Source organism: Candidatus Abawacabacteria bacterium, from assembly GCA_016207805.1.
Lineage (GTDB): Bacteria > Patescibacteriota > Gracilibacteria > RBG-16-42-10 > RBG-16-42-10 > JACQZO01.
This window is the reverse complement of the sequence record JACQZO010000013.1, coordinates 17,937-42,113: the sequence shown is the minus strand read 5'-3', so window position 1 is coordinate 42,113 and position 24,177 is coordinate 17,937. Positions and strand designations below refer to the sequence as shown.

27 protein-coding genes, 1 tRNA gene and 1 pseudogene are annotated in these 24,177 nt (G+C 39.5%); 14 read left to right on the top strand and 15 right to left on the bottom strand.

Annotated elements, in window-relative coordinates:
- The first annotated feature begins 28 nt into the window (after window positions 1-28).
- Window positions 29-592: a Holliday junction branch migration protein RuvA gene (gene ruvA, locus HY817_03675; protein MBI4836335.1), complete on the top strand. Its 564-nt coding sequence runs from the start codon at window positions 29-31 to the stop codon at window positions 590-592.
- Window positions 570-1,598 carry a Holliday junction branch migration DNA helicase RuvB gene (ruvB, locus tag HY817_03670; GenBank protein ID MBI4836334.1) on the top strand — a complete coding sequence of 343 codons (1,029 nt, stop codon included), beginning with the start codon at window positions 570-572 and terminating at the stop codon, window positions 1,596-1,598. The genes ruvA and ruvB overlap by 23 nt, the downstream gene beginning before the upstream one ends.
- Here the strand turns inward: ruvB and HY817_03665 are convergent.
- The 6 genes from HY817_03665 to rpsF form a co-directional block, all read right to left on the bottom strand.
- On the bottom strand, window positions 1,534-1,860 hold the full coding sequence (locus tag HY817_03665) for a DUF721 domain-containing protein (GenBank protein ID MBI4836333.1): 327 nt from the start codon (window positions 1,858-1,860) through the stop codon (window positions 1,534-1,536). The genes ruvB and HY817_03665 overlap by 65 nt on opposite strands.
- A 2-nt stretch (window positions 1,861-1,862) precedes the next feature.
- Window positions 1,863-3,143: a glycosyltransferase family 4 protein gene (locus tag HY817_03660; protein MBI4836332.1), complete on the bottom strand. Its 1,281-nt coding sequence runs from the start codon at window positions 3,141-3,143 to the stop codon at window positions 1,863-1,865.
- A 249-nt stretch (window positions 3,144-3,392) separates the two neighbouring features.
- On the bottom strand, window positions 3,393-4,076 hold the full coding sequence (gene trmD, locus HY817_03655) for a tRNA (guanosine(37)-N1)-methyltransferase TrmD (GenBank protein ID MBI4836331.1): 684 nt from the start codon (window positions 4,074-4,076) through the stop codon (window positions 3,393-3,395).
- A gap of 145 nt (window positions 4,077-4,221) precedes the next feature.
- The gene (locus HY817_03650) at window positions 4,222-4,512 is read right to left on the bottom strand and encodes a 30S ribosomal protein S18 (protein MBI4836330.1); all 291 of its coding nucleotides are present in this window, start codon (window positions 4,510-4,512) and stop codon (window positions 4,222-4,224) included.
- Window positions 4,513-4,521: 9 nt separating this feature from the next.
- The gene (gene ssb / locus HY817_03645) at window positions 4,522-4,974 is read right to left on the bottom strand and encodes a single-stranded DNA-binding protein (protein MBI4836329.1); all 453 of its coding nucleotides are present in this window, start codon (window positions 4,972-4,974) and stop codon (window positions 4,522-4,524) included.
- Window positions 4,975-4,991: 17 nt separating this feature from the next.
- Window positions 4,992-5,579 carry a 30S ribosomal protein S6 gene (gene rpsF / locus HY817_03640; protein ID MBI4836328.1) on the bottom strand — a complete coding sequence of 196 codons (588 nt, stop codon included), beginning with the start codon at window positions 5,577-5,579 and terminating at the stop codon, window positions 4,992-4,994.
- Between the two features lie 218 nt (window positions 5,580-5,797).
- Between rpsF and HY817_03635 the strand changes: the two genes are divergently transcribed.
- Window positions 5,798-6,667, top strand: coding sequence for a hypothetical protein (locus HY817_03635; protein ID MBI4836327.1), 870 nt, complete (start codon window positions 5,798-5,800; stop codon window positions 6,665-6,667).
- On the opposite strand, the gene HY817_03630 is transcribed toward HY817_03635, so the two are convergent.
- Window positions 6,664-7,476 (bottom strand): prolipoprotein diacylglyceryl transferase, encoded by an 813-nt coding sequence (locus HY817_03630; GenBank protein ID MBI4836326.1) that lies wholly within the window; start codon window positions 7,474-7,476, stop codon window positions 6,664-6,666. The genes HY817_03635 and HY817_03630 overlap by 4 nt on opposite strands.
- A 31-nt stretch (window positions 7,477-7,507) precedes the next feature.
- Between HY817_03630 and HY817_03625 the strand changes: the two genes are divergently transcribed.
- From HY817_03625 to HY817_03615, 3 genes are all read left to right on the top strand, one after another.
- Window positions 7,508-8,311, top strand: coding sequence for a YmdB family metallophosphoesterase (locus HY817_03625; GenBank protein MBI4836325.1), 804 nt, complete (start codon window positions 7,508-7,510; stop codon window positions 8,309-8,311).
- Window positions 8,312-8,347: 36 nt separating this feature from the next.
- Window positions 8,348-9,601 (top strand): S41 family peptidase, encoded by a 1,254-nt coding sequence (locus HY817_03620; protein MBI4836324.1) that lies wholly within the window; start codon window positions 8,348-8,350, stop codon window positions 9,599-9,601.
- A gap of 65 nt (window positions 9,602-9,666) precedes the next feature.
- Window positions 9,667-9,750, top strand: a tRNA-Leu gene (locus HY817_03615).
- Between the two features lie 758 nt (window positions 9,751-10,508).
- Here the strand turns inward: HY817_03615 and HY817_03610 are convergent.
- From HY817_03610 to HY817_03585, 6 genes and pseudogenes are all read right to left on the bottom strand, one after another.
- Window positions 10,509-11,015 (bottom strand): annotated as a pseudogene (locus HY817_03610) (recombinase family protein).
- A gap of 502 nt (window positions 11,016-11,517) precedes the next feature.
- On the bottom strand, window positions 11,518-11,730 hold the full coding sequence (locus tag HY817_03605) for a hypothetical protein (protein ID MBI4836323.1): 213 nt from the start codon (window positions 11,728-11,730) through the stop codon (window positions 11,518-11,520).
- A 131-nt stretch (window positions 11,731-11,861) separates the two neighbouring features.
- Window positions 11,862-12,050 carry a hypothetical protein gene (locus HY817_03600; protein ID MBI4836322.1) on the bottom strand — a complete coding sequence of 63 codons (189 nt, stop codon included), beginning with the start codon at window positions 12,048-12,050 and terminating at the stop codon, window positions 11,862-11,864.
- A gap of 49 nt (window positions 12,051-12,099) precedes the next feature.
- A complete protein-coding gene (locus HY817_03595) occupies window positions 12,100-12,384 on the bottom strand; it encodes a hypothetical protein (protein ID MBI4836321.1) in 285 nt (94 codons plus the stop codon).
- A 114-nt stretch (window positions 12,385-12,498) separates the two neighbouring features.
- The gene (locus HY817_03590) at window positions 12,499-12,714 is read right to left on the bottom strand and encodes a helix-turn-helix transcriptional regulator (protein ID MBI4836320.1); all 216 of its coding nucleotides are present in this window, start codon (window positions 12,712-12,714) and stop codon (window positions 12,499-12,501) included.
- Between the two features lie 74 nt (window positions 12,715-12,788).
- Entirely contained in the window at window positions 12,789-13,640 is an 852-nt protein-coding gene (locus tag HY817_03585) for a hypothetical protein (protein ID MBI4836319.1), read from the bottom strand.
- Window positions 13,641-13,764: 124 nt separating this feature from the next.
- Between HY817_03585 and HY817_03580 the strand changes: the two genes are divergently transcribed.
- The 8 genes from HY817_03580 (at window position 13,765) to HY817_03545 (ending at window position 21,253) form a co-directional block, all read left to right on the top strand.
- A complete protein-coding gene (locus HY817_03580; GenBank protein MBI4836318.1) occupies window positions 13,765-14,877 on the top strand; it encodes a pyridoxal-phosphate dependent enzyme in 1,113 nt (370 codons plus the stop codon).
- 114 nt (window positions 14,878-14,991) lie between these two features.
- The gene (locus HY817_03575; protein MBI4836317.1) at window positions 14,992-16,473 is read left to right on the top strand and encodes a restriction endonuclease; all 1,482 of its coding nucleotides are present in this window, start codon (window positions 14,992-14,994) and stop codon (window positions 16,471-16,473) included.
- A gap of 173 nt (window positions 16,474-16,646) precedes the next feature.
- Window positions 16,647-17,177 (top strand): NUDIX hydrolase, encoded by a 531-nt coding sequence (locus HY817_03570; protein ID MBI4836316.1) that lies wholly within the window; start codon window positions 16,647-16,649, stop codon window positions 17,175-17,177.
- 10 nt (window positions 17,178-17,187) lie between these two features.
- Entirely contained in the window at window positions 17,188-17,652 is a 465-nt protein-coding gene (locus HY817_03565; GenBank protein MBI4836315.1) for an HIT family protein, read from the top strand.
- A 236-nt stretch (window positions 17,653-17,888) separates the two neighbouring features.
- Window positions 17,889-19,406, top strand: coding sequence for a hypothetical protein (locus tag HY817_03560; protein MBI4836314.1), 1,518 nt, complete (start codon window positions 17,889-17,891; stop codon window positions 19,404-19,406).
- Between the two features lie 292 nt (window positions 19,407-19,698).
- Window positions 19,699-20,166, top strand: coding sequence for a hypothetical protein (locus tag HY817_03555; GenBank protein ID MBI4836313.1), 468 nt, complete (start codon window positions 19,699-19,701; stop codon window positions 20,164-20,166).
- Window positions 20,153-20,650 (top strand): hypothetical protein, encoded by a 498-nt coding sequence (locus HY817_03550; GenBank protein ID MBI4836312.1) that lies wholly within the window; start codon window positions 20,153-20,155, stop codon window positions 20,648-20,650. Before HY817_03555 ends, HY817_03550 begins: the two co-directional genes overlap by 14 nt.
- Before the next feature lie 9 nt (window positions 20,651-20,659).
- Window positions 20,660-21,253 carry an alpha/beta hydrolase gene (locus HY817_03545; protein MBI4836311.1) on the top strand — a complete coding sequence of 198 codons (594 nt, stop codon included), beginning with the start codon at window positions 20,660-20,662 and terminating at the stop codon, window positions 21,251-21,253.
- Between the two features lie 248 nt (window positions 21,254-21,501).
- Here the strand turns inward: HY817_03545 and HY817_03540 are convergent, their stop codons facing one another.
- Entirely contained in the window at window positions 21,502-22,800 is a 1,299-nt protein-coding gene (locus tag HY817_03540) for a hypothetical protein (protein MBI4836310.1), read from the bottom strand.
- A gap of 119 nt (window positions 22,801-22,919) precedes the next feature.
- Entirely contained in the window at window positions 22,920-23,993 is a 1,074-nt protein-coding gene (locus HY817_03535; protein MBI4836309.1) for an S-layer homology domain-containing protein, read from the bottom strand.
- Window positions 23,994-24,177: the final 184 nt, after the last annotated feature.

The following is a 24,177-nucleotide window of genomic DNA, read 5'->3' as shown; positions in this document are numbered from 1 at the left end:
ATGGTATAGTAACACAGAACTTGCCACTATGATTCATTATATTTCCGGCACTATTGTCGATATCCAGCAGAATACCTATTTAGTAGTAGCCAATACTGTGGGCTATGAGATAGCAGTACCACATAATTATAGCTATTTAGCAGAACAATCAATTACGCTTTTTGTCTATCCTCACCTCACCCAGGATCATTACCAACTTTTTGGTTTTCAGACCAGAGTAGAAAAACAGTGGTTCATGAAATTAATTAGTATTTCTGGCATCGGTCCCAAAACAGGTTTGCAAATTATTAGTAAAGACATCCACGCTTTAGAAAAAGCGATTGTCGATCAAAATAAAGAATTCTTTGAAAGTGTTTCTGGCATAGGCAAAAAAACGGCCCTTAAACTTTTGATTGAGTTAGTAGAGAAACCTTTTGTCCCCACTAGTCTACGACCAGCAACACCTTTTCAAGAAGCAGTACAAACCTTGATTGAGTTAGGATTTAAAGAAGATTACATTCGGAATTTATTAGCTGATCCGCCTAAAAATGCGACTGCAGGACAATTAGTTTCACTAGCTCTCAAATCTCATGCGCAAAAAAACAGCCGCTAAACAATTACAGAATGATGCCGTTGCCCCTGAGGAATCTTGGGAACTGACTTTGCGTCCTCAATATTTACAAGAATATATTGGTCAAAGTGCCATCAAAGAAAATCTCTCCGTATTTATTCAAGCTTCAAAAAAAAGAAAAGAAGCTTTAGATCATCTCTTGCTTTTTGGCCCACCGGGATTGGGAAAGACAACTTTAGCCATGGTGATTGCTCGAGAATTAGATGTCGATATTGTTACCAGTGCAGGAACAGCCCTACAAAAACCATCTGATATTATTAGTCTGCTGAGTACCATCAAGCCCTATAGTGTGATTTTTATTGATGAAATTCACCGTCTCAAACTACCCTTGGAAGAAATGCTCTATACTGCCATGGAGGATTTTCGTTTAGATATCATGGTGGGTAAGGGCCAGGCCAGTGAAGCTGTCTCATTCCCTTTGCCTCCTTTCACCTTAATTGGTGCCACTACTCGCAATGGCGATCTTTCCGCTCCCCTTCGCCACCGTTTTGGTGAAACCTTTCGTTTACAGTTTTATACTATTCCTGAACTTACTCAAATTGTGCAGAGAACCGCTTCTTTGCTACAAATAACTATTGTGCCTGAGGCAGCAAAAGTTTTGGCTCAAAGTGCTCGAGGCACACCTAGAATAGCTAATCGGCTGCTAAAACGAGTGCGCGATTTTGCCAATATGGCCGATCGTTCTGATATTGATCTAACCTTTGTCAGTTCTTGTCTCAGCAAATTAGGTATCAATGCTCAGGGGCTCGACCATAATGATGTGATGTTGCTTACCGTAATGATAGAAAAGTTTTATGGTCGGCCGATTGGGGTCAAAACTCTAGCATCAGCCTGTCATGAGACTGAAGAAACCATCTTGAATGTGTATGAACCATATTTAATTCAAGAAGCCTTCATCGAAAGAACTCCTCAAGGTCGAAAACCTACGGCGAAGGCATATGAGCTGCTCGGTTTACCGTTCCCGACTGAAAACGAAGCTGCAAAGTAGTAGCAGGAAATAACTTTTGGTAATGAGCTAAAATAGATTGTTCACAAAGGGCTAATTCATGAGCTAATGCAGAGTGCTCACAACGAACAATCAGAGTATTTTTGCTATTAAAACTGATAGCTTGACACTTCCCTTTTGCTTTTGGACAGACATTTTCAACAATAGTATCCCAAGATTCTACTATCTGGGCAGCCAAAACTGGCCGAGTAAGCCCATGCTTTGCTAGCTTCTTGGGTAATAAGTCTACTAAACGTCTCAGCATACTTACTTCAACTTTTCGCCTACATTCTTAACCATGTTTTTACCCTGGTCACCCAAAGCCTGCGCCTTATCTTGAACCATTTTAGTCATAGAGCCTAAAGCTGATGTAGCCATACCAGTCAAACCAACTGGAGCCATACTGTTACTAACAATACCAAGCTCTTGAGCGACTTCCCGATATACCGCCATAGTTTTCTCAGCAGTGTCTGTCCAGCTGTATTTTTGTACTTGCTCCACCCCTCTTTGCTGCAGTTTCTTACGAGTGGCTTCATCATCAAATACCAAATGAAGAGCCTCGGCTAAATTAGTGATATCTTGTGCTTCAAAATATACCGCATTTTCTGGGCCAATGGTCTCACTCAAAGCGCCACTCATAGCACAAGCTACTGGTACTTTGCTGGCCATAGCTTCAAGCACGGAGGTACCGAAACCGTCTTCTAGTACCGCGTGCACATACATATGCGCTTCACGATACAGTAAGGGCAAATCTCTATCGTCGACAAAGCCGGCCAAAATCACATGATCACCAAGTCCCAACTCAGTAACCACTTGGCGTACCGCATCTTCATCATCGTTGGGCTTTCCTACTATCACCAGTTGATTGTCATTATTATAACGATTACGAAAAAGATTGTAGGCTTTAATTAAATTGATCAAATTACTGTAATTGCGCCAAAAGCCAACATGAAGAATGTATTTCTGTTTAATTCCAAGCTTAATTTTCAAAGCTTCTGCTAACTTTTGATCATATACCTCACTTTGGAAATGTTCACTGATTGCTTTAGGAATAATACGAATACGATCTACCGGAGCACCAATCATTTTAATCGCATCTTCTTTTACTACTTGAGAGACAGTAATGATTCGTCTGGCATTGGTAATGACATTACTAATCATCTGGCCTTGTTGGATTTTCTGAAAAAATCCTTGTTTTTTGGGATCAGGAAATTTAACAGCACTGAGATTATGAATAGTAACAATAGAAGGTTTTTTGTAGAAAACAGGAACATCGAGGTTGGTAAAATGCATTACATCAAGCTGCTCACGATGTAAGTCTTTTACAAAAGAGGTTTGTTCCTGGAAGGTATCTTTTTTAGCAGTAACTCGGCGCTTACTAAAGCGCGCATTGGGCGCAAGATACTGTGAATAATCTTCTTCATTGAAGAACAGAATATATTCATTTTCCTGATCTATCCTAGCCAAGTGATCTATAAGCTCTTGAGTATATCTACCAACGCCACCAAAACGAGAGGAATATAATCGAGCATCAATACCGATACGCATGAGAAAATATCAACATCACTATATATTGTAGCATGAAAATGCGTATGGCTGTAAAGGGGCTTTTAGCCTATAGACTCAATCTGTCAATGAATCTTCACGAATTCTGAATGCGTAATTCAGAATTCGGAATAAACACTGAGGAGCCAACTAGCGTTGAGCAAAAGAGCTCAGATTAAAAGACCGGCACCGCCCCCGGCATAGCCAAGCTTCAGCTAATCGATTCCTAATTCAGCACTCAGCATTCAGAATTCACTTACAGTTTTCTTTTCTCCACTGAGCAATCTTTGCATGATGACCGGACAATAAAACAGGTGGTACTGGCAAGCCCTCAAAAGTCTCTGGTCTAGTATAATGAGGATATTCTTTTTTGCGTTTTAACTTCTTGCTAAAGGACTCTTCAGCAGAAGATTCATCTGATCCCAGGACACCTGGTAACAAACGACTAACAGCATCGATCAAAACCAATGCCGGCAACTCTCCTCCTGTTAGCACATAGTCGCCAATACTAATTTCTTCATCCACATAGAGATCAATAATTCGTTGATCGATGCCTTCATAATGACCACAAATCAACACAATATCGCTCAACTTGCTTAATTTTTCCGCCTTACTTTGAGTAAATCGCTTGCCTTGGGCCGATAGGTAAAGAACGCGAGGAGAATTCTGAATGCTGAATTCTGAATGCTGAATTGCATTGTGAATTTTACTTTTTACTTCTTGAATTGCTGCAGCTAGCGGTTCAGGCATCATTACCATACCAGCTCCTCCACCATAAGGAACATCATCAACTTGATGATACTTTCCTTTGCCATAATCACGGAGATTATAAAACTGAAAACTTACTAAGCCCTTTTTCCGTGCTCTACCCAAAATGCTCGCCTCGAGCGTCGAAGCAAGCATTTGGGGAAACAATGAGATGATATGAAAGACCATATGAATTCTGAATTAAGAATTCTGAATGCAGAATGACAGTAGCTGGCTGCGCCATTTTCTCTTAGAAAAGAAGAAATACATAACAGTCCAATTAAGAAACCGCAGTCAAAACGTTAATTCTGAATTCAGCACTCAGCATTCAGAATTACTCTTGTGTCTCTACATGCTTAGGATACTGACGATGCTGCATGGTATAAGGCAACAAGCCAAGTAAACGAGCACGCTTAATTGCTTGGGCAAGCATTCCTTGGTACTTCACATGCACTCCGGTGTAACGACGAGGCATGATACGAGCAAACATGGTGATATAACGGCTTAAAATACGGATATTTTTATAGTCAATATAGGTGGCATGTTGCGCTGTAAAGTAACAGCGTTTTTTGGACTTATTCTTAGGACGTTGATTGTTGTTGTATTGAGGACGTTTCTGTTGCATAGAATATAATTACACTTTTTGATCTTCACTGCCTGGCAATTCTACTGAATCCAAATCTATTTCGCTAGATTCATAATTTTCAGTAGACATAGTCACACCTTCCAATTCCGCATCACCATTAGGAGCACCATTTTTGCGGAAAACAATATTAAGCTCATTGATGACAATTTCTGTCTTGTGCTTCTTCACTCCTTCTGGTGTGGTCCAACTTCTCTGATGAAGACGACCAACTACATGGATAGCGCAACCTTTAGTCAGCTGTTGGGAACAAATTTCTGCAAGTCGGCCCCAGGCTACCAAGTCATGGAAGTCAGTTGCCTCTTGTCTTTGACCGGCAGAAGTGGTCCACACTCTATTGGTGGCAATAGAAAATGTAGCTACTGGTTGTCCATTAGCGGTTCTACGCAATTCAGGATCACGAGTGAGATGACCCATAAGAATAACAATATTCACACTTCTCATAAAATAATATTAGGTTATTACTTAGATAATATTTCGTCTAGCTTTTTGTCGAGCTGCTCTAAACCAGCACCAGGTTTTTTAGGTGCAGCAGGTTTTGCCACAGCAGGACTACTAGTCTGTGGTGCAGCAGGAGCTGATTGTGGTTGATTATTATCGGAACGACGACGATTTGATCTCTTTTCATTAGATTCACGAACCACTTCGGCCTCTTCAGGATCCAATGGCTGACGATTCAATCCCAAGAATTCTTTTGCTAATTCAGCTGTCTCCGGCAATTTATAGTCTGCTGGAACCACAGTAATTAAACTGCGGATTACCTCTGGACTAAGACGCAAGTCCTTAGTAAGAGGAGCAATTTGCTCAGAATCAAGCACGAAATGGCTAAACACAAAGCAGGCATTACCATGCCCTTTGATGTGATACGTTAGTAAACGCTCTCCCCAGCTTTCTAAACGCTGGATTTCTGCCCCTACATCCTCAAGATGTTTCTTGATAGTAGCAACAAATTTGGCTTCATCTCTTTTTGTTTGCTCCCCAGGAAAGAGGGCAACCAGTTCATAGAGACGTTTCTCTGAATAAACGGCTTTCTTTTTCTTAATTGGCATATAATTACTTTCTTATGGTTATAAATCCGCACTAAAATGAGCGGAAAGAAAAGCGGCGCAAATATAGCATAATAATTCAAAATTACAAATTACGAGTTACAAATGAGCCAGGAAGTTCCACTAGTGTAGGAGATTACGTTAGAAAATTTCACCATAGCTTGTTTCTTGTTTCCTTTATTTGTAATTTAGAATTTGTAATCTATAATTTGTAATTTTCCATGCTTCTGCTCATCGACGGCAATGCCCTTCTTCATCGCTATTTTCATGCTCTTCCGCAAACCATGCGCACTAGCAATGGTGAATTGGTTAATGCCATCTTTGGCTTCCTCAATGCTACGCTTAGCCTCATGGATCAATTCAAGCCCACGCATATTGTATGTACCTTTGATAGCCCTGAAAAAACTTTTCGTCATCAAAGCTATGAAGCATATAAAGCTACTAGAATGGTGCCACCACCAGGACTCTATGAACAATTGCCTCGCCTACTCAGTGTACTGCAAGCATTAGGCATAACTTCAATCGCCATACCAGGTTATGAGTCAGATGACCTTATTGGTACTTTTAGCAAACAAGCGGAAAGTCATGGTATTGCCAGTCTCATTGTCTCTTCGGATAATGACTTTATCCAGTTGGTATCGCCTTTAACTAACTTTTATTGTACCGCTAAAGGATTAAAAAAAGCAGAACGATTTACGCCAGAAAAAGTAAAAGAGAAACATGGACTGACACCTGAGCAATGGTTGGATTACAAAGCGCTCAGAGGAGATCCATCAGATAATTTACCCGGAGTACCCGGCATTGGTGAAAAAACAGCAAAGCAATTGCTGATACATTGGCACTCCTTAGAGAATATCTACCTTCACCTTGATGAGCTCCCGCCTGCTCAAAGAGAAAAACTCAATCAATTCAGCAAGCAGGCTCTATTTACCAAAGAATTGGCAACAATTAATCGCGATGTTCCCGTAGCATTGTCTTTTGGCGACTTACTTTACAACGGCGCTCACAATAAGGCGATGCATCAACTTTGCATCGAATTAGAATTTCATCGTTTAAGTAAACGTTTTGATGTGCCTGATGCGCTTTTTTAAAGACCTGCCTTCATCTGTTTCTTCTTTTGAGTAATTGCATGTTTGCGCACAATATAAATCAAACAGAAAATGGCAATAAGCAAGTACAAAAAGCCATTAAGCCAAAATACATCCATGCCCAAAAAGGCTCGTGGCGAATACCAACGCACCACCCCCAGCCATAACCAAAGAAATCCATAAGCGGTAGCAGCCATGACAAACAGCCGACCAACATAAGTCCGGGCCCAGCCCCGGGCAAGCCAAGTAACCGCAAAAGTGATTAAAGTAAAAAACACATTATAAAGCAGTAAGGGATGTACTGGTACATTAGCAAATGGTAAATCAACGGCATCGACAATAATACCCCAGGGTAAAGTGGTGGGACGTCCCAAAGCATCAGCGGTTAAACCAACTGGACTCAGAAATAGTCCCAAGCTACAAAAGAGAAATAGTGGCTGAATACCAATACTCAAAACATCAAGCCACAAAAAAACAGGTTCATTATGTTTGAGCCAGAATATTACTAATGCTGCCAAAGCTCCCCATATACCGGCCCAAATTGCCCATTCCGACCACCAATGAGCAGGAAATAGTGCCGCCCACAATCCCCCACGCCAACGATCAGTATAAGTAAAGACAAAACCCAATCTAGCAGCCACCAATCCCCCTACGATTGCCCAAGGCAAAGCATAATAAAATTGCGTAGGCTGCAAACGATAAAAATAGATCAAATAACGAATAAGTACCCATGAAAGTAACAGGCCAAGGACAAATAAAGTACCGAAACTATAGAATTGAATAGGGCCTAGACTTACTAAGATAGGATACATAGAATGCTAAGGATTGAAATTCGAAAGTCTTATGACGCGTATACTTTGCATTGGGGACATTGTCGGCAAACCTGGTCGGAAGGTAGTAAAACATATGGTGCCTAAGTTGCGCAAGGAAGAGAAAGTTGATTTTGTCATCGCCAATAGTGACAATGTGACATCCGGAACAGGAATAAATCAAGAACATGCCAAAGAGTTGATCAAAGATGGCGTAGATATTTTGACTTCAGGTAATCATATGTGGCGACATCAGGACATTATTACCGAACTAGAGAAAGAAGACCCCATTATTCTTCGTCCGGAAAATTTTCCTAGGGCAAACCCTGGTAGAGGTTGGCGCGTAATGAAAATTCCCGGCACTGAAATCACCGTGGCGATTATTAATTTACAAACTCGTTTGATGATGCGGCACAATGTCTTTTGTCCATTCCTGACTGGAGATGAAGTATTGAAAAAACCCGAGGTTCAAGAAGCAAGTATCAAAATCATAGACATTCATGGTGAATCATCAGGAGAAAAGTATGCCCTTTTTCATTATTTCAATGGTCGCATTAGCCACATGTTTGGTACCCATACCCATGTACCGACCAATGATGCCCAAATATCCAACCAAGGAACGTCTTACATTTCTGACGTTGGTGCCTGTATCGCTGAGAACTCTATTATCGGCTTCGAAGTGGAGCCATCTATTCAAAATCATATCACGCAAATGCCTCATCGATCTGAAGTAGAAGAAAAAGCCCCCTACCTTTTGCGTGGATGTATTGTGGATATCGATGAGAGCACAGGAAAAGCTCTCGCCATACAACCACTTTCTCTCTCCTACACGCCCTAGTCTCTCAGCTCTACTATTAGTCTTAGTCTAAACATTATGTATCTTTTACGCACTACTCAAAAAACCGTATTTATTGGCGGCATTATTGCCAGTTTAGCAATTGGCTTTATTGTCGGAAATATTTGGTCCCCATTGGCTCAACATGGTAAGGCTACTCTTTTACCTTCAGAAATTTCCTCACCCACCAATAATCCCAGCACTTCACAAGAGCTTAATTTCACTTTGCTCAATCAATCTTGGAACAAAATCAAGAATAATTTTTACTTCAAAGATAAAATCGATGCTCAAGAAGCCGTCTATGGTGCTTCTTATGGTTTAATTGATTCACTTAATGATCCTTACACTGTTTTCTTTAGCCCAGAAGAGTCAACACGTTTTCGTGATTCACTTGATGGCAGTTTAGAAGGTATTGGTGCTGAGCTGGGCATGTTTGATGGCGCCTTGACGGTCACTGGTGTCATCAAAGATTCGCCGGCATTCAAAGCGGGACTGAAAGCGAAAGATATTATTTACAGTATCAATGATGAAAGCACTGCCAGTTTGAGTTTGGGTGAAGCGGTGTCAAAGATTCGTGGCCCTAGAGGATCAGAAGTTTCTTTGACAATTAGCCATGATGGTCAAAAGACCACCAGCAAAATTACTATTACTCGTGACATTATCAACATCAAAGAAATTGATTTAGAGATGCTCCCTGATGACATTGCGTTTATTCGAATCAATCAGTTCGCTGAAGACACAAGAAAGGAATTAACCAAACTGGGACAGGAATTGGTAGCAAAAAAGCCCAAAGGTATTATTTTAGATCTCCGCTGGAATCCAGGAGGGTTTTTGGAATCAGCAGTAGATGTAGTGAGCTTTTTCCTCAAAAAGGGCGTGGCCGTGAAGAAAATTATGCGCACTGATCACACTAGTATGAGTGTGGATGGTAATGCTATGTTTGGTGACATTCCCTTAGTAATATTAGTTAATAGCAGTAGCGCATCGGCATCAGAAATTGTCGCAGGAGCATTACGAGATAATAATCGTGCCAAGCTGATAGGTGAGAAAACTTTTGGCAAAGGTACAATACAAGAAATGCATACGCTTCCTAACGGAGCCAGTCTCAAGATCACCGTAGGAAAATGGTTTCCACCATCAGGAGAAGATATAGATCACAAAGGCATTACTCCTGAGATAGAGATAAAACTAGATCAAGAGGCTTTTACCAAAGGAAGGGATAATCAGAAGGATAAAGCCGTAGAAGAAATGAAAAAAGTTCTGACTCAGATAGGAGCAAGAGATGACAACTGAATAGGCAAAGGAAAAGAGTGACTTGATTAATCAGCGATCTTGATTATATTGGTAAAGCTCACTTAGCCGAAGTGGCGGAATGGCAGACGCGCACGACTCAAAATCGTGTATCGAAAGGTATGAGGGTTCGACTCCCTCCTTCGGCACCATCTAGACGGGAATCTAGATTTTTTTTGCTATTAGTGGCTTTAGGAAGATCCGTGAGGGTTCTACCCCCTAGAGCACTAAGGCTTAGCTTGAGGAGGTTGAACTCAAGATGTACTTTAGCGTGAGTATGCCATCCCTTGCCTTCACGTTCTCGATACATCTCTACCCGTTGCACTAACAACTGGCAGACCAACTTACGATTTTTTCTGTCGTATTTATTAATGTGATATTTTAATTGTTCTGATACAGATTTGAGCTGTTTAAGCTGTATATCCACTGAACTCCATTGGTTCAGCTCTTGTTCCAACTTCAATATCTCCTCCTCAACTCTGATCCTTTCCTGATGCTGAAGAATAAGCTTTTCATTTGCTTTTTCATTGCTGTAAATTCCTTGCTCTAAAGCTGATTCAATGCGACCAATAACTAAATCAATGTTGAGCAACTGACTGCGAAGATGATTGATAGTACCCTCCACTTCAGTAATACGCTTCTGGTCAATTTTATTCTTCTTCAAATAGCTTTTTAAAAAGCTTTCTGGGTCTTTAATAGCAGTAAGTAACTTTTGCCAAACAAACTCTTCCAGCATCTTTCCTGGAATTTCAAAGCTGCCATACTTTTTACCATCCTTTTCAAAGGGTTTACGTCGGTAACTGAAACCACCTTTAGTTCTAGGCACTCCAACAAAAGAGCGTGGCTTTTCTAAAGTCATGTCCCAGACTTTACCACTAAGTAAATATATAGCGTACGCATTGCCTCCTTTATTTTCTTTACGTCTCATCTGTGCTTGCAAAAATAAAAGCTCAGGGACACAAGCAGGTACTTGTACTAGAGTCCATTTATCCTCGGGTAATAATCGTCCACGTTCGTCAGTTTGATTGGCAATAAATGTGCCACGATAAATAGGATTAGTCAGGATCGCGCTAACCACATCATCAGTCCATTTCTGAACTCGATATCTTTCTCGTGTGTACTTACCACGAGAAACTTTTAACTCATTAAGCTTTTTAGCTATTTGACCTGAACCAAATCCCTCAAACACATACCATTGATAAATTTGCTTCACCCATTTTTCCTCTTCTTCTAAAGTTTCTACCTTTTTTCCCTTGCCGCCTTCATTTGGTTTTGCCTTATATCCAAAAGGCACATGTGCACCGGTAAAATTACCTAATTGCGCTGAAGCAATGCGTCCCATTTTTGTACGATCTTTAATCAACTCACGTTCAAATTGAGCTATTGCTCCAAGCATTTGAAAAACTAATCGGCCCATAATGCCACGAAAATCCAAATTCTCATGAAAGGAAACGAAGCATACATTATTCTTTTCCATCTCATCAAAAATTGTCAGTAGGTGCTGTAAGCTCCGAGACAAACGATCAATTTTCAAAACTAATACAGCATCAAATAGATTATCTCTTATTGCTTGTCGCAAGAGAGTTAACCCGGGACGATTCAGATCACTTCCAGTATGTGTATCAGTGAAAATCCACTCAGGCTTAGTAATGTCCCCCAGTGTCGCCCTACTCTTTACATAGTCAAGCAATATATGTCGCTGAGCCTCTAACCCATAGCCATCTGTTTGTTGCTCAGCAGTGGAAACCCGCACATAAATAGCGATTCGACGCTTTTGGTCAGGCAAAGGAGAAAACATAGATATTAGTGATTAATTGTTACTTTAAGAAACCTAATAGCTACTATAATCCCGTACTAAAATTGCAACAATTAAATTAATACTAAAAATTAATGTCTTTTAAATAATTCAGCCTCAGCATTTATTCAGTATGCTTATCAAATAGGCCCGTATAAGCAAGCACAGCTAAAAGATTATCCAAGGCATCATGTGGGTTATCTTCGGGTTCAATAAACTCCGCTGTAAAGACTGATATACCAGTACGCCCCATTTCGAGTATTTCAGAAACTTGAGCCTGACCTTTCCTTCTCTGATGGTCATCGTGACCAAGAGTTGGAAGAGGCTTAGGCCTCATACTCGAAAGAACATAGTTAGGTTGCGTTTAGATAAAGCGATCCCTCAACTAATTCAAAGTTTACAGAGTGGATCGTAGGATATCTTTATTCAGGATGAAAGATACTATACTAAACTCTGATTGACCGAAACTTACTTTCGTGAACCAATCGTGTTATTGAGTTGTTTATCGATTGCCTTAATAAGAGTGTGTAAAAATGGGGTGCTAAGAAGAGCCACATATCCCCGCCAATCCTTGTCACCCAATATCAAATAAAGACCAATTGTAAATACAATCACATACACAATGATAATCACAAAGAATGAATATCTGGAACGCATAGAAGTGTCATAAGCAAGCTCTATTATACCACTAAAGAGCTCTGCCCCCTCAGGGAGAAGAAGGCTCCACCACTTTCTCACTCTCATGAGTATGGCGAGAGCGGAGATAAGAACGAAAAAATACTATACGCATATACTGCTCAATGGTCGTCTTGTGACCACTGTACTCATAGAAGCCTGTCGTAATCACATCATCTAGATACTGATGAGGAACATCTTCTAATGCCAAGCTGCCCTCAAATACCTGTGAAATGTACTCGTGTAATCTAGCTAAATAGTCCTGACGCTCGAATGGAGAAAGATAATCGCTGTCCGCTAATAAAGTGTGTGGCATAAAGATGTGGTAAAAGCATCTTTATTATATCAAGCGACTTGATATATCCAAAAAGATTTTTTTCATAATTCACCCACCATTATTACCCACTTTTCCTTATCAAGATGCCATACATTATGATGACATAGATTTAAACTTTTCAAAGTCCATTTCGATTGCTACTGCAATTTTGTAAATACTCTCAAATGAAGCGTTGCTTTTGCCATTAAATGCAGCATGAATAGCTTGATAAGAAATACCAGTCTTTTTCGCCAAAGCATATAAAGATCCTAGTCTTTTCAGGACTAAATCTTTTTGAGCGTTATTAAGAGCAATGCCTCTTTTTATCATAGTTATAAGTGTAGAAAGTGCGGGCACGCCTTCCGAGAGAAAGCATTACCCGCACATACATTATCTTGTTTTATCTAAGGAGCAAATTCCTTTACACTTTCTTTCACAACACGAATCCCTGTGATTTGTAATGGTTCGCACAAATCCCAACATATTTCTAATGGGAGTCCAATCAATTCAGATATTTGATTGTGGAGATGCAATATTTTGCTCAAAGATGCTTGATACTTCTTCGGAATGAGGAGAGATGACAAATCTAAGTTTTCTTGATCCATCACTATGTGTTTAACCTCAACATTACCCATTCGAATAGATTCTAAAGAATCTCCGTATTCCATATACACGCTCTTTTCTTCTTGGTCATAGGTATAACTAATTACAGATGGCGCTGGCTGGTATCTCTGTACAATCAAAGCTAGTTCAATTGACTCGTTCATATAGGGATTAGTGTTCGTAGCTTCTAACTCTGTTCGTAACTTTCTGAAGGTCTTTACACGTTCTTGTATCGCGCCGAAAATATCTGGCACCTGTACTTGATAACTATTAAACACTGATAAAGCAGAGTGTGCATCCATCTGCTGAGCAACCAGACTCAGACTAACTCGCAAGAATTTACTATTTAATGAAAGAGCACTCGTGAGAATATCATGTAGAAAAGTGTTTGTTGTCAGTATACTTTCTGAAGTTTTTTCTGATGGAGTAAAAGTAGTTTGTTTTAGTGCTGCCTCGTAGTGTGCAATAGCATTATGTATTTGCTCTATATACCCGCAACCCTCAATAAATTTAGCCGCAACTCTGGAAGGTATAACAAAGCCATCAGAAATTACAAAATTATTGCAAGAGAGTTCTCCTAGCAGAGCAGCATTGACGCCTACTTCACTAATATCTTTTTTCCCTATCTCCGAGAGCAAACGTGTTGTTGACATGAGATGAGTGGTTAATTATGATTTGCGCTTCGAAGCTGCATCTCTAAAATAATCCTGCTAAAGTTTTTTTCCTATAGAGTTTTAGATTAAAAAATCATAAAATTTTAATAATTTTTAATGTATAATGGATCATTTACGAAATATTGAGACTCCTGGAGAACACAAACCATTCTTAGAAAGGCTAGCAGATAGAGAGCTTACATTAGGCCTAACCGATGCTGAGGTAATAGTTTTATCCGGTAATCGTGCTGAACTCTATAGGAGACTACAAGCTGGCATAGGTAGAACGCCTGTGAGGATTATATCGCTTGCCAATGAAAACACTCTCATACAAAAAGATGAAACTGCAGGACCAGCAGAATCACACTATGATCGGTGCTATCTGCGACTGCTGCAAGCTTTAGAACAAGACGGGACTATTAGCCCTGGTGACACTTTACTGGAGGTTAGCTCGGGCAGTGCTGGAATATCATTTGCGTGGATGTGTAAGAAGCTTGGCTATCGGCCAGTACTGTTTATGCCAGACTTTATTCCGAAACCTCGCATTGAGTTTGCACAAGCGTTGGCTGAGGTACATCTCAGTAGTGATCGTGATAGATATGTTGCTGCTTGCGTAGATGATATGATGGCCTATCGCGCTGCTCACAAAGCTCTAATAAAAGCTACTGGGCAAAAACTGTGGCTACCTAATCACTCCCAGGATAAAAGATCTCCCTTAGCATTTGCTGAGGTTGCAACTGAAGCTGCTAGTCAACATGCCCAACCAATTGATTATTTCATTGGTGGTATTGGAAATGGTACAACTCTGATGGGTATTGGTGGTCGCCTAAAAGAACTTTATCCCGACTGCAGAGTGATTGGATTTGAACCAGCAAGAGCATGTCCTACATTACGAGCTAATCCTCAACTAAAGGGCGCTCTTGCACCTTCTCTCACTATCGATGAGTTACCAGCTGGTTATGGAATGCATGATCTACCAGGTACCGGAGGATTTGGGAACCTCAGCTTCCCCTTTATTCAAGAGTCTGTTGGTCAGAGAGTATTGGACGAAATTTCTGCAGTAGATGAACGGACTATTCTAGCAGCGTGTAGCGAGCGTTATAACTCAGAATTACCAATTGAATTACGACAGGGGCACACTTCGATTGTCGCGCGATGGATTGCAGAACAAGTGGCAGAAAAGGTAGAAGGAAAGACTTTTGTGACCGTGGTGTATGATAGAGCAGATAGGTATTAGACTGAACGCAAAGTGACCTAATAATACTAGGAGTAGCCCGGTAGCCCAGTATTTGCAAATAAAAGTGCGACATGCAACCTTTATATTGGTAGAGCAATCTACAAGTAACATCCTATGGCCAAAGCAAAAGTTACAAGAACTTATTCACCTATACATTTTGAAGATCTTGAGCCTCATCGTTTTGAAGACCTAGTGAGACAGTTAATTTATGACTTTAAAAGCTGGCAAAGCGTTGAAGCGACAGGTAAAGGCGGATCTGATGATGGATTTGATATTCGTGCCTATGAAAAAATAATTGCCCGAGAGCTTCAGGATGATGAAGAGTTTCATCTACCAATGAATGGTAATTTATGGATGATTCAGTGTAAAAGAGAACAATCCATTGGTCCAAAAAAACTCACATCAATTCTCGCAGAAATTGACAAAGATAATCCTCCATATGGCTATATCTTAGTGGCATCCACAAATTTTTCTAAAAAAGCGTATGACACATTTAGAACAGAACTACGAAGTAAGGGTGTCATGGAATTTCACTTGTGGGGCAAGCCCGAATTAGAAGATCAACTATGGCAAGCCAAAAATGACAGAATACTATTTACCTACTTTGGTATTTCTCCAATCAGCCAAAGAAACACTCATACTAATGAGATACGTTCGGTTATAACCACAAAAAACAAACTGTATAACATATTGGGCCGTGACTCACTAAATAACCAACCTATCTTAGTAATTGATTTGAATGACGAATATTACCCTGATGAAGATGCATACAAGGATTTTGATGAATCACCCAAATGGAGACAATACGAGGCATATACATATCAGGGCCGGAATCTAGTTTGTATAGTACATAAATATTTTGCTTATGTAGATCTAGAAAAAAAGGAATACGACTTCACTGAAGAAGTAGATCTGCTCTCACGTATAATGGATGACAGGTATGAAAAAACGGACAGTCGTGATTTAGTAGAAAATGTTTGGGAGTGCTTTCCATATTTTAATCAAGCACACATACTCGTTTTTGGTCTTATCCCTTACTCAGAGATAGCTCTTATCGATAAAGAAGGTGATTCTGTACATAATTTCCCACATCTATATGTTTCGTTTAGTCCACAATTTGGTCCTTTTTCAAAATTGAAAAGCTTCATACAAACATCTGACAGAACATATCTTCACAAAGAGAATCATTTTATAAGCGATCTAAAAAGAGTCAGCAAGTTTCCGCTCAAGTTTACTCCACCCAAAATAGGTAAAATACATAATAAAAAGCATATAGAATTAAAAGATAATATACAAAAACTATTCTTAGATTATAAAATAGATACGCTTTTTTATGAGAAAGATCCCTATACTTTTTTAAAGCCAAAGGATGTCATTTCAGTAAAAGCTTCTACTGATCACACAAGTGAAAGCTCTATTCAAATCACCCACAAGTGTAAAATAGAAGCAGCAAAGTATATTAAATTATCTAGAGAATCTCACAGGACTCAACAAAATATTAAAGAGCAACTAGGAAAGGACTTTGATGTAGATAAAGAGATAGTTATCTATGAATTTAAGCGTTTCTACAAAAATCAATTTAGAAAGAAACAGTAAAGAATATTAAGAGGCCCTGTAATATAATTTTATCTCTTGTCCTCTTGTAACAAGCTAATTCTTATAGTCAGGCTTCTCCACCATCCTTGAATGTGGCTTAAGGAATACAAGAAAGCCTGTATTTGGTGGTTTAAAGTAATAAGACTAAAATCTGTTTAGCTTTAAGACCTTGTATGTGGAAACAATTAACATCTAAAGAGATATTTAGTCATCCTCGGCTCACCTTGATTGAAGATGATGTACTACTTCCCAATGGTCATCAAACGAAATATTTGCGCTACAAAGATGATGGTAGTGCAGTAGTGACAATTATTTACAAAAGAGCTGACGGAAAGATTCTTTTTCAAAAGGAATATTCTTACCCCATTAATGAAATACTCTTCCAGTTACCTGGTGGTGGAGTAGCTCCGAATGAAACACCAGAACAAGGAGCAAACCGAGAACTCATGGAAGAGGCTGGCTTTAAAGCAAATAAGCTTCAACTTCTAGGTAACTACCTTTTTGATAATCGCAAGTCTGCTAAAAGATGCTATCTATTCCTTGCTAGCGATATTATTGAAGAAAAGCTTAAGGCTGATGCCGAAGAAGATATTGAACACGTTTGGCTATCGGAGGAAGAGATTCAAAACATGATAGCAAGAAGTGAGATTATCAATATTCACACCCTAGCTTGCTGGAGCCTTTATCAAGCATCAAAAAAATAATCTCATAATTATGTCGTGGAAAGATAAAGAAAAGTGGGCGAAAATGAAGAGTGGCGAAGCATGCCCTTTGTGTGCTGACATTCACTTAGATGAAAATCCTTTCAGTTTCAAAATTATAGAATTAGAGCATACTTTTATACGCTTACCTCGTAACCAATTTTGTAAGGGTTGGATTTTTGTAGCGCTCAAAAAACATGCAACTGAATTATTTGAATTATCAACTGAAGAACTAAATGGGTTTTGGAAAGAAGTAACGATAGCAGCCACTGCAGTAAATCAAATTTTCAAACCAGTAAAGATAAATTACGCTATCTTTGGTAATCTATGTCCTCACCTACATTGTCATGTTTCCCCTCGTAGATTTGAGGACGACCCTCATGCTCCCATTCAGACCAAAAATGAAGTATTACTTTCTGATGCTGAATATCAAAAGTTAATTCAAGACTTTCAGTCAGCTATAGAAGCAATAAAATAGAAAGTAGTTCTACCTCCCGCTTTCTTCTAATAAGAGAATTGCTAGTGGAGACAGGCTGACACTTCCTCAACGACACTCTCCCTGTGCCATAACGGCCTCCACGTTTTCGCATGCAAAAACACCCGTTTGCCTACAGTAAAAGATAAAACAAACGAAATGTAACCACTACCGGCTTCTTCACCATCCTTGACAATACATAATAATGACTTATTATGTTCTTTTAAATTTGCTTTGAAATGGCCGCATCACGCTTTGAGAAATTAAAAACACATTGGGGAAAACCGATAACAGTTGAATCGGGTGTTGGGATACCAGCTGCAGCCTCTTTACCTACCCATGTTGGACCTGATGCGGAAAGAATCTATAAACAAACTTGGGCAAAGGCTCTCGCTGCGACTGCTGTGACAAGAGAGAGTATTGCGAATTGCATAGATACTGTTGGTAGTGCTTTATATGCTCAAGGACGAAAGCGTGTAGGTCCTAAAGATAACTTCTACGTTCTTAATTCTGCTGGTAGTGTTCTGTATCAAGCCAGAACTAATGATACAAGCTTCGCACAAATGCTTTCTTCGGCTGAAGTATATGCCCCCCTCTCTGATAGAGCTAAAGGGATGGCGGTTCATGAGAATGCTCATGTGAGTTCTATTAGTGACATGCTCGTTCCTGATGACGGTGTGGTATTTGAAACAGGAGCAGGCACTGATTGGAATCGCATCAAATTATTAGATGAACTAGCAAGAACCAAAGGCGCACAACTTGTCTGTCACGATCTATTACCTGTAACAACTCACGAAGCAAAGAGAGAAGTGCCAAATGTTCCTTACTTGGCGATGATGCCTGACCCAGAGCTTATTGCAGATTGTTTAGCGCCCTGGAAAGGACGGAAACTCTCATTTACGTTAAAGAACACTATATCTAGCATGGCTTTTGGTGAAATGGACGATGTCTTTGAGGCGGCAAAGAGAACAGGAGCAGAACAAGTAGTGATTACCCAATCACTTGGTTTTTCACCACATGCCAACGTTTTCTTCATGGCATTACGACCACAGAGTATAGCATTATCACACATGATTCTTCCAAGGCTTGTGCAAGATGGCCGAGTTCCTCTGCCATTCATGCTAGCTGCGGTGGAACAAGCTCACCTTACTTTAATGAATGTGATGCTGGAAATGACTCGCTACCGTTTAGGAGCTTTCGCAAAAGATGCAGGTTTAAATAGTCATGAAACATGTATAACTGAACATACTACCATTCTAGAACCAGCTGACGACATGAGTGTTCTCGATAATACCAACTTTTCTCATTCAAGAGAGTTATGGCAGACTGGAGGGTTTAATGCGATGGCATTTAGTCCCTTTGGTTGCCACAAAACTCTAGATCCCAAAGTGCCTCGTGGAAAGTTAAAACTAACTACACAGCAAATACATCTAAGATTTGGCAAAAAACCTACAGAAAATCTGCCTGGTAATAAAATAGCTGAAACAGATATGCTATGCGCTAGAAAAAATGTCTTGCATGATTTCATTGATAGCACTGACTTGCTATCACCTGTTCGTAATCTTGCTAAAACCAGAAGCATGCTTGCGCAGCCGCACTTAAGAAATGCTATTGAAGATGCAAACCGCGTTGGTGTTGAAATGGGATTGCGAATAGCGTTTGAAGTATATGTGCCGAATCATCCACAATTACAAGGTCTTCCAGCAGAATTGAGAGAAAGAATAGTTAAAGGATATATACAACCTCAACTATTCTAGGAAATCAACTAAGTTCTACCTCCTGCTTTTATCTAATACACAATTACATTATTGAAGAAGGCTCACACTTCTTTCACCACACTCTCCCTCCTCCACAAAGGTCTCCACGTTTTCCCATGTAAAAACACTCGTTTAGCTACAGTAAAAGGTAAAACAAACGAAGTGTAACCACTACCGGCTTCTTCACCATTTTTGAGTATGGCTTAGGAATAATAAAGAATCGGCATCTTAGTGCTGCCCACTATTCTTTTATCAGAAACTATTTACTATAGTTGTGTTGATAAGCATCAGTATGAAAAATGGTCAACTACAAAAAATTCGTGAACAATCAAAATCTGTAGATACCTTTTGGGAAGGTATCACAGCAGGTTGCCCTGAGAATTTCTCAATTCACTATCCTATTCCTAGAGACCACATTAGATTTAAATCTTGCCAATCATATCTTCTTTGCTGTCGTTCTATACAAGCCACTGACTTTACAGTAAACGATCTTATTATCATTGATGAATATCTCCTAGCTATTCCTTGGCTTCAAAGCGTATTATCTTCTCCACAAAATATCATTCCGCTCGCAGCTGATGAAACAAAAACTAAAGAAATTCATTTTCTGAATAGCCTTTTGGCAAAGATCCAAAAGAAGCCCCGTATTATAGGCATTGGCGGTGGCATTACTACTGAATGTAGTAGGTTACTTAGCAGAAAAATTGAATACAGATCTCATTTATGTTCCCACCACCCCCATCTCTATGTCGGACAGTAGTCTAGGCGGTAAGGTCCGAGCAAACAGAGTTGAAGTAAGTAAGTTTGAAAAGCATGCTTATAAAAGTTTTTATGAGCCAAATGAAGTTATTGTTGATATGCGCTTCTTAGAAACACTGCGCCATGATCAATCATCTTGGGGGTTAGCAGAGATTGTGAAGCATGCTATTTATCAATCAACATCATTACTGAATTATCTTCTTTCAGATAGTTTCAATCCAAAGATTCCACAAAGTTTACTTAAAGCTATCTTGTGGTGTGCTGATTTAAAAAGAGTTTGTCTTGAGGTTGATCCTGAAGAAAGCAGGGAAGGCTCCTATAAAATATTACGAGCAGGACATGATGTTTCAGATAAGATTGAGGAGAAAAGTCACTTTACTGTTTCTCATGGAGAAGCTGTCTGGAAAGGCATGGAGATTGATCTTAAAACAGATCCCACTCAATACATGTATTTTCAGAAGTTACAAGAAAAACTATTTCCTTAAAGATAATGTATGCAAGTAAATTCCTATAATTGCATTATTATTCATGGCTGTCCTTCTGATAAAGAAAAGGCTATGAATCCTGAAACTAGAACCTACGATAAACATTGGATTCCATGGACTAAACGGCAACTCACGGCTCTTGGCATTCCAACAGAGACGCCATTGATGCCTAACCCTTGGAGCCCTGATTATGATGAATTCAAAAAAGTCTTTGAACAAATATCTATTTCAGAAAACACAATCCTTATAGGCCACAGTTGTGGTTGTACTTTTTTAGTTCGTTGGCTGGGAGAAACAAAAAGATCTATTAAAAAGCTTATTCTTGTTGCTCCATGGAAAATTCGTCCAGAAAGTGATCCCCTTGAAATAGCCTTTTATACTCATCCCATTGATCAAAGCATTTCTAGTAGAGTGACGAATATTATTATGTTCACAGCTGACAACGAAGCAGAAGATGGAAAGAAAGGGCTTACTATGTTTCATCAAATATTAGGAGGAGAAGTTATTAATTTAGTAGGAAAAGGACATTATACGTTAACAGATATGGGAACAGAGGTATTCCCAGAGCTGTGCAGGAGAGAATCATTAAAGGCTACACTGTAGAGCAATTATTCTAAAAAATAGTTCTACCTCCTGTTCCCGTCTAATAAGCTATTGAAGAGAATGAGAAGGCTCATACTTCGTTTACAATGCTCTCCCTCCGCCATAATGGTCGCCACGTTTTTCCATGTAAAAACACTCGTTTCCCTACGGTAAAAGGTAAAATGTAAGAGTGATAACCTCTATCGGCTTTTTTACTATTTTAAAGCAATGGCTTACGGAAGACAAAGATACCACTAGAATACTTTGAATCATTTCAAGAGCTTCAATGAATCGACAATCTTTTGCTCATCGAATGTCAGTGGCTCATCGCCTTGCATTTGTCTGAATGTCAGTACGTATAATCCCTTCCCACTTTCTATATACCAAACTTGATGAGGAGGCATGTCTCCAGCCTCTGATACCTTGATCGCTGTTTTGCCATCAACTTTTGCAATACCCAATATTTGGATAAACTCCTTTTCTGCGGCTAACAATTCTGACAGATTTTTGATGCCAGGATGATTGAAATGTGGACCAATTTGAGCTGCCATATCAGGAAGATAATATATGCTCATATTAGGCTGTCGTACAATACTGTCACCTTCTGTGCGCTGCATTGGTATTGGTTGTTTTCTAAAAGTTAAAGTTTGCTCATTAGATAAAAATACCGCATTGTCACTTTCTTCTACTTGCCATCCTTTTGGATATTGAAAGGAAAATGGTGCTGAGCTCACAGAATAGAACTGCATATTAGTATTATTTACGAGACTGGAGGCAAAATGTATTGAATTTAAAATAGTAGACTGTTGCTCATTCAATTCATGAAGACGATTGCCATGAGAAATACCATCACGGGCAAACCTAATTTCGTATACCATATTGCCCTTGTGAATGACACGAACAAAAGTATCAGATTCTGAGTTGTGTACAGCTATATCGGCTATCAAGAAACCGTCCAGTTTACTGGTACTAACAACACGGATATTGGGATATTTACTCAGAAAATCTTTTAATGTAGTAATCCCTATGCTCTCAACATAATACGGCTTTAAATAATCCTTTTCACTTGTATAAGTACGAATACTCATATCTGGAACACAATCGTAATTGACTCTATCTACATTGGGATCAGTATTACGACAAATTTTGGCACTTTCTGGACTACGAAAATTTACGCGATTACTACTTTCCTGCTCCACTTCCCAATCTTGGGGATAAGAAAAGGAAAATGGCAAACCTTGTTGATTGAACTGTTTAAGACCGCCCACCACATTCGGTATGGGAGTATTAGTTGGATATTGAGTAGCATTATTCACAACAATACTGCTTGCACCTGTGACGATAGTAGGGACAATTGGTGTGCTCGCTGCAGTTTGAGATAGTGCATTATCACTCCCTGCTGGCAATATTAAACTCGACGGCGTACTCAGAACAGCTCGAGATGACGTGGAGGAATTATATGCTATTGGCGAAGCTATAGGATCTACTGTCGTACTTTGGCCACAGGCAGTCATCACCAAAATTATACCAGTCAATACACTCCATCTTACTAAAGGGAAATAGTTCATAAATACTTATACAAATCATTGCTATGGTAGCAATGGGTAGAACCAAATACCAGTAAAACAATTCATTTCTTAGCATTTCAAATACCTTTCGAAAGCCAATACGATCAAGCTATCTAACGCTACCAATTTCTCTCTGAGTTATTCCAATATTCGGAATCAATATTATTTTGTACGTAATTTATCGTTTCTGTACTTGCTCTTAGATTTCGTAGAGCAGCTATTTGAATGGTGTTGCATTCAATTTCTGGCTCTCTGCCAAAGTGCACTTCTCGGGGAACTGTAGATGACGGATGAGCCTGTAAATAAGATTGATACTGTTGTGAATGGCAAGCATCATGGACCATGGTACTTGCATACCAAATGGTCCCAGCATCTCTAGTCGCCTGACCAGCCTGATATCTCGGCGGACTTTCTTCTACATACATACCAGATCCAGTTGGAACACATTCAATAATTCCTATATATCTTCTCACAAAACTAAAGTGTGAGGGTGATAATGTCCTCAATAAATCCAAAGCCAGCCTACTTTGATTGTTACAATCTGTATCACCAATAATTTGGGGATAACTTACCATGGGACTTTGTGGGGAACTAAATAATTTCCATACCAGATAAGCAGTTTCCGCTCTTAGCATTTCTGAGTTCACACCATAAGTATTTGCCTCGCGCAGATAAATAGGATTATCACTATATAAAGTATCTTGAGCGTAGTGAATATAGGGAGCCCACCAATCAGTTATTCTGACATCAGCATATTTTGGGCTAGTGACATTCGGTAATGTAACCATAGCACTATTGATCAAAATCTTTAGAGCTTCGATTTGAGTTACCTTGCGATTAGGTTGGAATGTCCCATCACCATATCCATTAATGACTCCTTGATCACGAGCTACTTTGGCATAGGGATTACACCAATGACTAGCTGGGATATCAGGAAAAGCACTGCTCACCTGAGAACCAACTGAAACCTCTGAGGCTATCAGAGCAATTTTTATTAACTCACATCGAGTAAGGGTAAGCTCCGGATGAAAGTTACCATCCTCACTACCCGTCATAATATTTTCTACTTGAACAAAATTATAGGCTTCAATATCAGGGTCCGTTGCAGAGATATCTGAAAAAATGGCAAAACTATTTGGAGTCACCCAAAAAAACGAAATTATTATGCCTATGAGAGATATTAGCTTCTTCATAATTAACACAGTTATTCAGCTTCGATGTTAACACAAAAGTTGAAGGCAGCTAAAAATGTGTAAGTTTCATTATCCACTTTTTCTCATGAGTCTAACTACAATATAGAATGGCCTATATACCTCTGCATGAGTGATTACTTTTCGCCTCACAGTGCTCCATATTTTACCACACAAAAGTATTGGT

What these genes read in the sequence shown, in the direction of transcription:
- ruvA (MBI4836335.1), top strand. Translation starts at nt 29, where the DNA reads ATGATTCATTATATTTCCGGCACTATTGTCGATATCCAGCAGAATACC.
- ruvB (MBI4836334.1), top strand. Translation starts at nt 570, where the DNA reads ATGCGCAAAAAAACAGCCGCTAAACAATTACAGAATGATGCCGTTGCC.
- HY817_03665 (MBI4836333.1), bottom strand. Translation starts at nt 1,860, where the DNA reads ATGCTGAGACGTTTAGTAGACTTATTACCCAAGAAGCTAGCAAAGCAT.
- HY817_03660 (MBI4836332.1), bottom strand. Translation starts at nt 3,143, where the DNA reads ATGCGTATCGGTATTGATGCTCGATTATATTCCTCTCGTTTTGGTGGC.
- trmD (MBI4836331.1), bottom strand. Translation starts at nt 4,076, where the DNA reads ATGGTCTTTCATATCATCTCATTGTTTCCCCAAATGCTTGCTTCGACG.
- HY817_03650 (MBI4836330.1), bottom strand. Translation starts at nt 4,512, where the DNA reads ATGCAACAGAAACGTCCTCAATACAACAACAATCAACGTCCTAAGAAT.
- ssb (MBI4836329.1), bottom strand. Translation starts at nt 4,974, where the DNA reads ATGAGAAGTGTGAATATTGTTATTCTTATGGGTCATCTCACTCGTGAT.
- rpsF (MBI4836328.1), bottom strand. Translation starts at nt 5,579, where the DNA reads ATGCCAATTAAGAAAAAGAAAGCCGTTTATTCAGAGAAACGTCTCTAT.
- HY817_03635 (MBI4836327.1), top strand. Translation starts at nt 5,798, where the DNA reads ATGCTTCTGCTCATCGACGGCAATGCCCTTCTTCATCGCTATTTTCAT.
- HY817_03630 (MBI4836326.1), bottom strand. Translation starts at nt 7,476, where the DNA reads ATGTATCCTATCTTAGTAAGTCTAGGCCCTATTCAATTCTATAGTTTC.
- HY817_03625 (MBI4836325.1), top strand. Translation starts at nt 7,508, where the DNA reads ATGACGCGTATACTTTGCATTGGGGACATTGTCGGCAAACCTGGTCGG.
- HY817_03620 (MBI4836324.1), top strand. Translation starts at nt 8,348, where the DNA reads ATGTATCTTTTACGCACTACTCAAAAAACCGTATTTATTGGCGGCATT.
- HY817_03605 (MBI4836323.1), bottom strand. Translation starts at nt 11,730, where the DNA reads ATGAGGCCTAAGCCTCTTCCAACTCTTGGTCACGATGACCATCAGAGA.
- HY817_03600 (MBI4836322.1), bottom strand. Translation starts at nt 12,050, where the DNA reads ATGCGTTCCAGATATTCATTCTTTGTGATTATCATTGTGTATGTGATT.
- HY817_03595 (MBI4836321.1), bottom strand. Translation starts at nt 12,384, where the DNA reads ATGCCACACACTTTATTAGCGGACAGCGATTATCTTTCTCCATTCGAG.
- HY817_03590 (MBI4836320.1), bottom strand. Translation starts at nt 12,714, where the DNA reads ATGATAAAAAGAGGCATTGCTCTTAATAACGCTCAAAAAGATTTAGTC.
- HY817_03585 (MBI4836319.1), bottom strand. Translation starts at nt 13,640, where the DNA reads ATGTCAACAACACGTTTGCTCTCGGAGATAGGGAAAAAAGATATTAGT.
- HY817_03580 (MBI4836318.1), top strand. Translation starts at nt 13,765, where the DNA reads ATGGATCATTTACGAAATATTGAGACTCCTGGAGAACACAAACCATTC.
- HY817_03575 (MBI4836317.1), top strand. Translation starts at nt 14,992, where the DNA reads ATGGCCAAAGCAAAAGTTACAAGAACTTATTCACCTATACATTTTGAA.
- HY817_03570 (MBI4836316.1), top strand. Translation starts at nt 16,647, where the DNA reads ATGTGGAAACAATTAACATCTAAAGAGATATTTAGTCATCCTCGGCTC.
- HY817_03565 (MBI4836315.1), top strand. Translation starts at nt 17,188, where the DNA reads ATGTCGTGGAAAGATAAAGAAAAGTGGGCGAAAATGAAGAGTGGCGAA.
- HY817_03560 (MBI4836314.1), top strand. Translation starts at nt 17,889, where the DNA reads ATGGCCGCATCACGCTTTGAGAAATTAAAAACACATTGGGGAAAACCG.
- HY817_03555 (MBI4836313.1), top strand. Translation starts at nt 19,699, where the DNA reads ATGAAAAATGGTCAACTACAAAAAATTCGTGAACAATCAAAATCTGTA.
- HY817_03550 (MBI4836312.1), top strand. Translation starts at nt 20,153, where the DNA reads ATGTCGGACAGTAGTCTAGGCGGTAAGGTCCGAGCAAACAGAGTTGAA.
- HY817_03545 (MBI4836311.1), top strand. Translation starts at nt 20,660, where the DNA reads ATGCAAGTAAATTCCTATAATTGCATTATTATTCATGGCTGTCCTTCT.
- HY817_03540 (MBI4836310.1), bottom strand. Translation starts at nt 22,800, where the DNA reads ATGAACTATTTCCCTTTAGTAAGATGGAGTGTATTGACTGGTATAATT.
- HY817_03535 (MBI4836309.1), bottom strand. Translation starts at nt 23,993, where the DNA reads ATGAAGAAGCTAATATCTCTCATAGGCATAATAATTTCGTTTTTTTGG.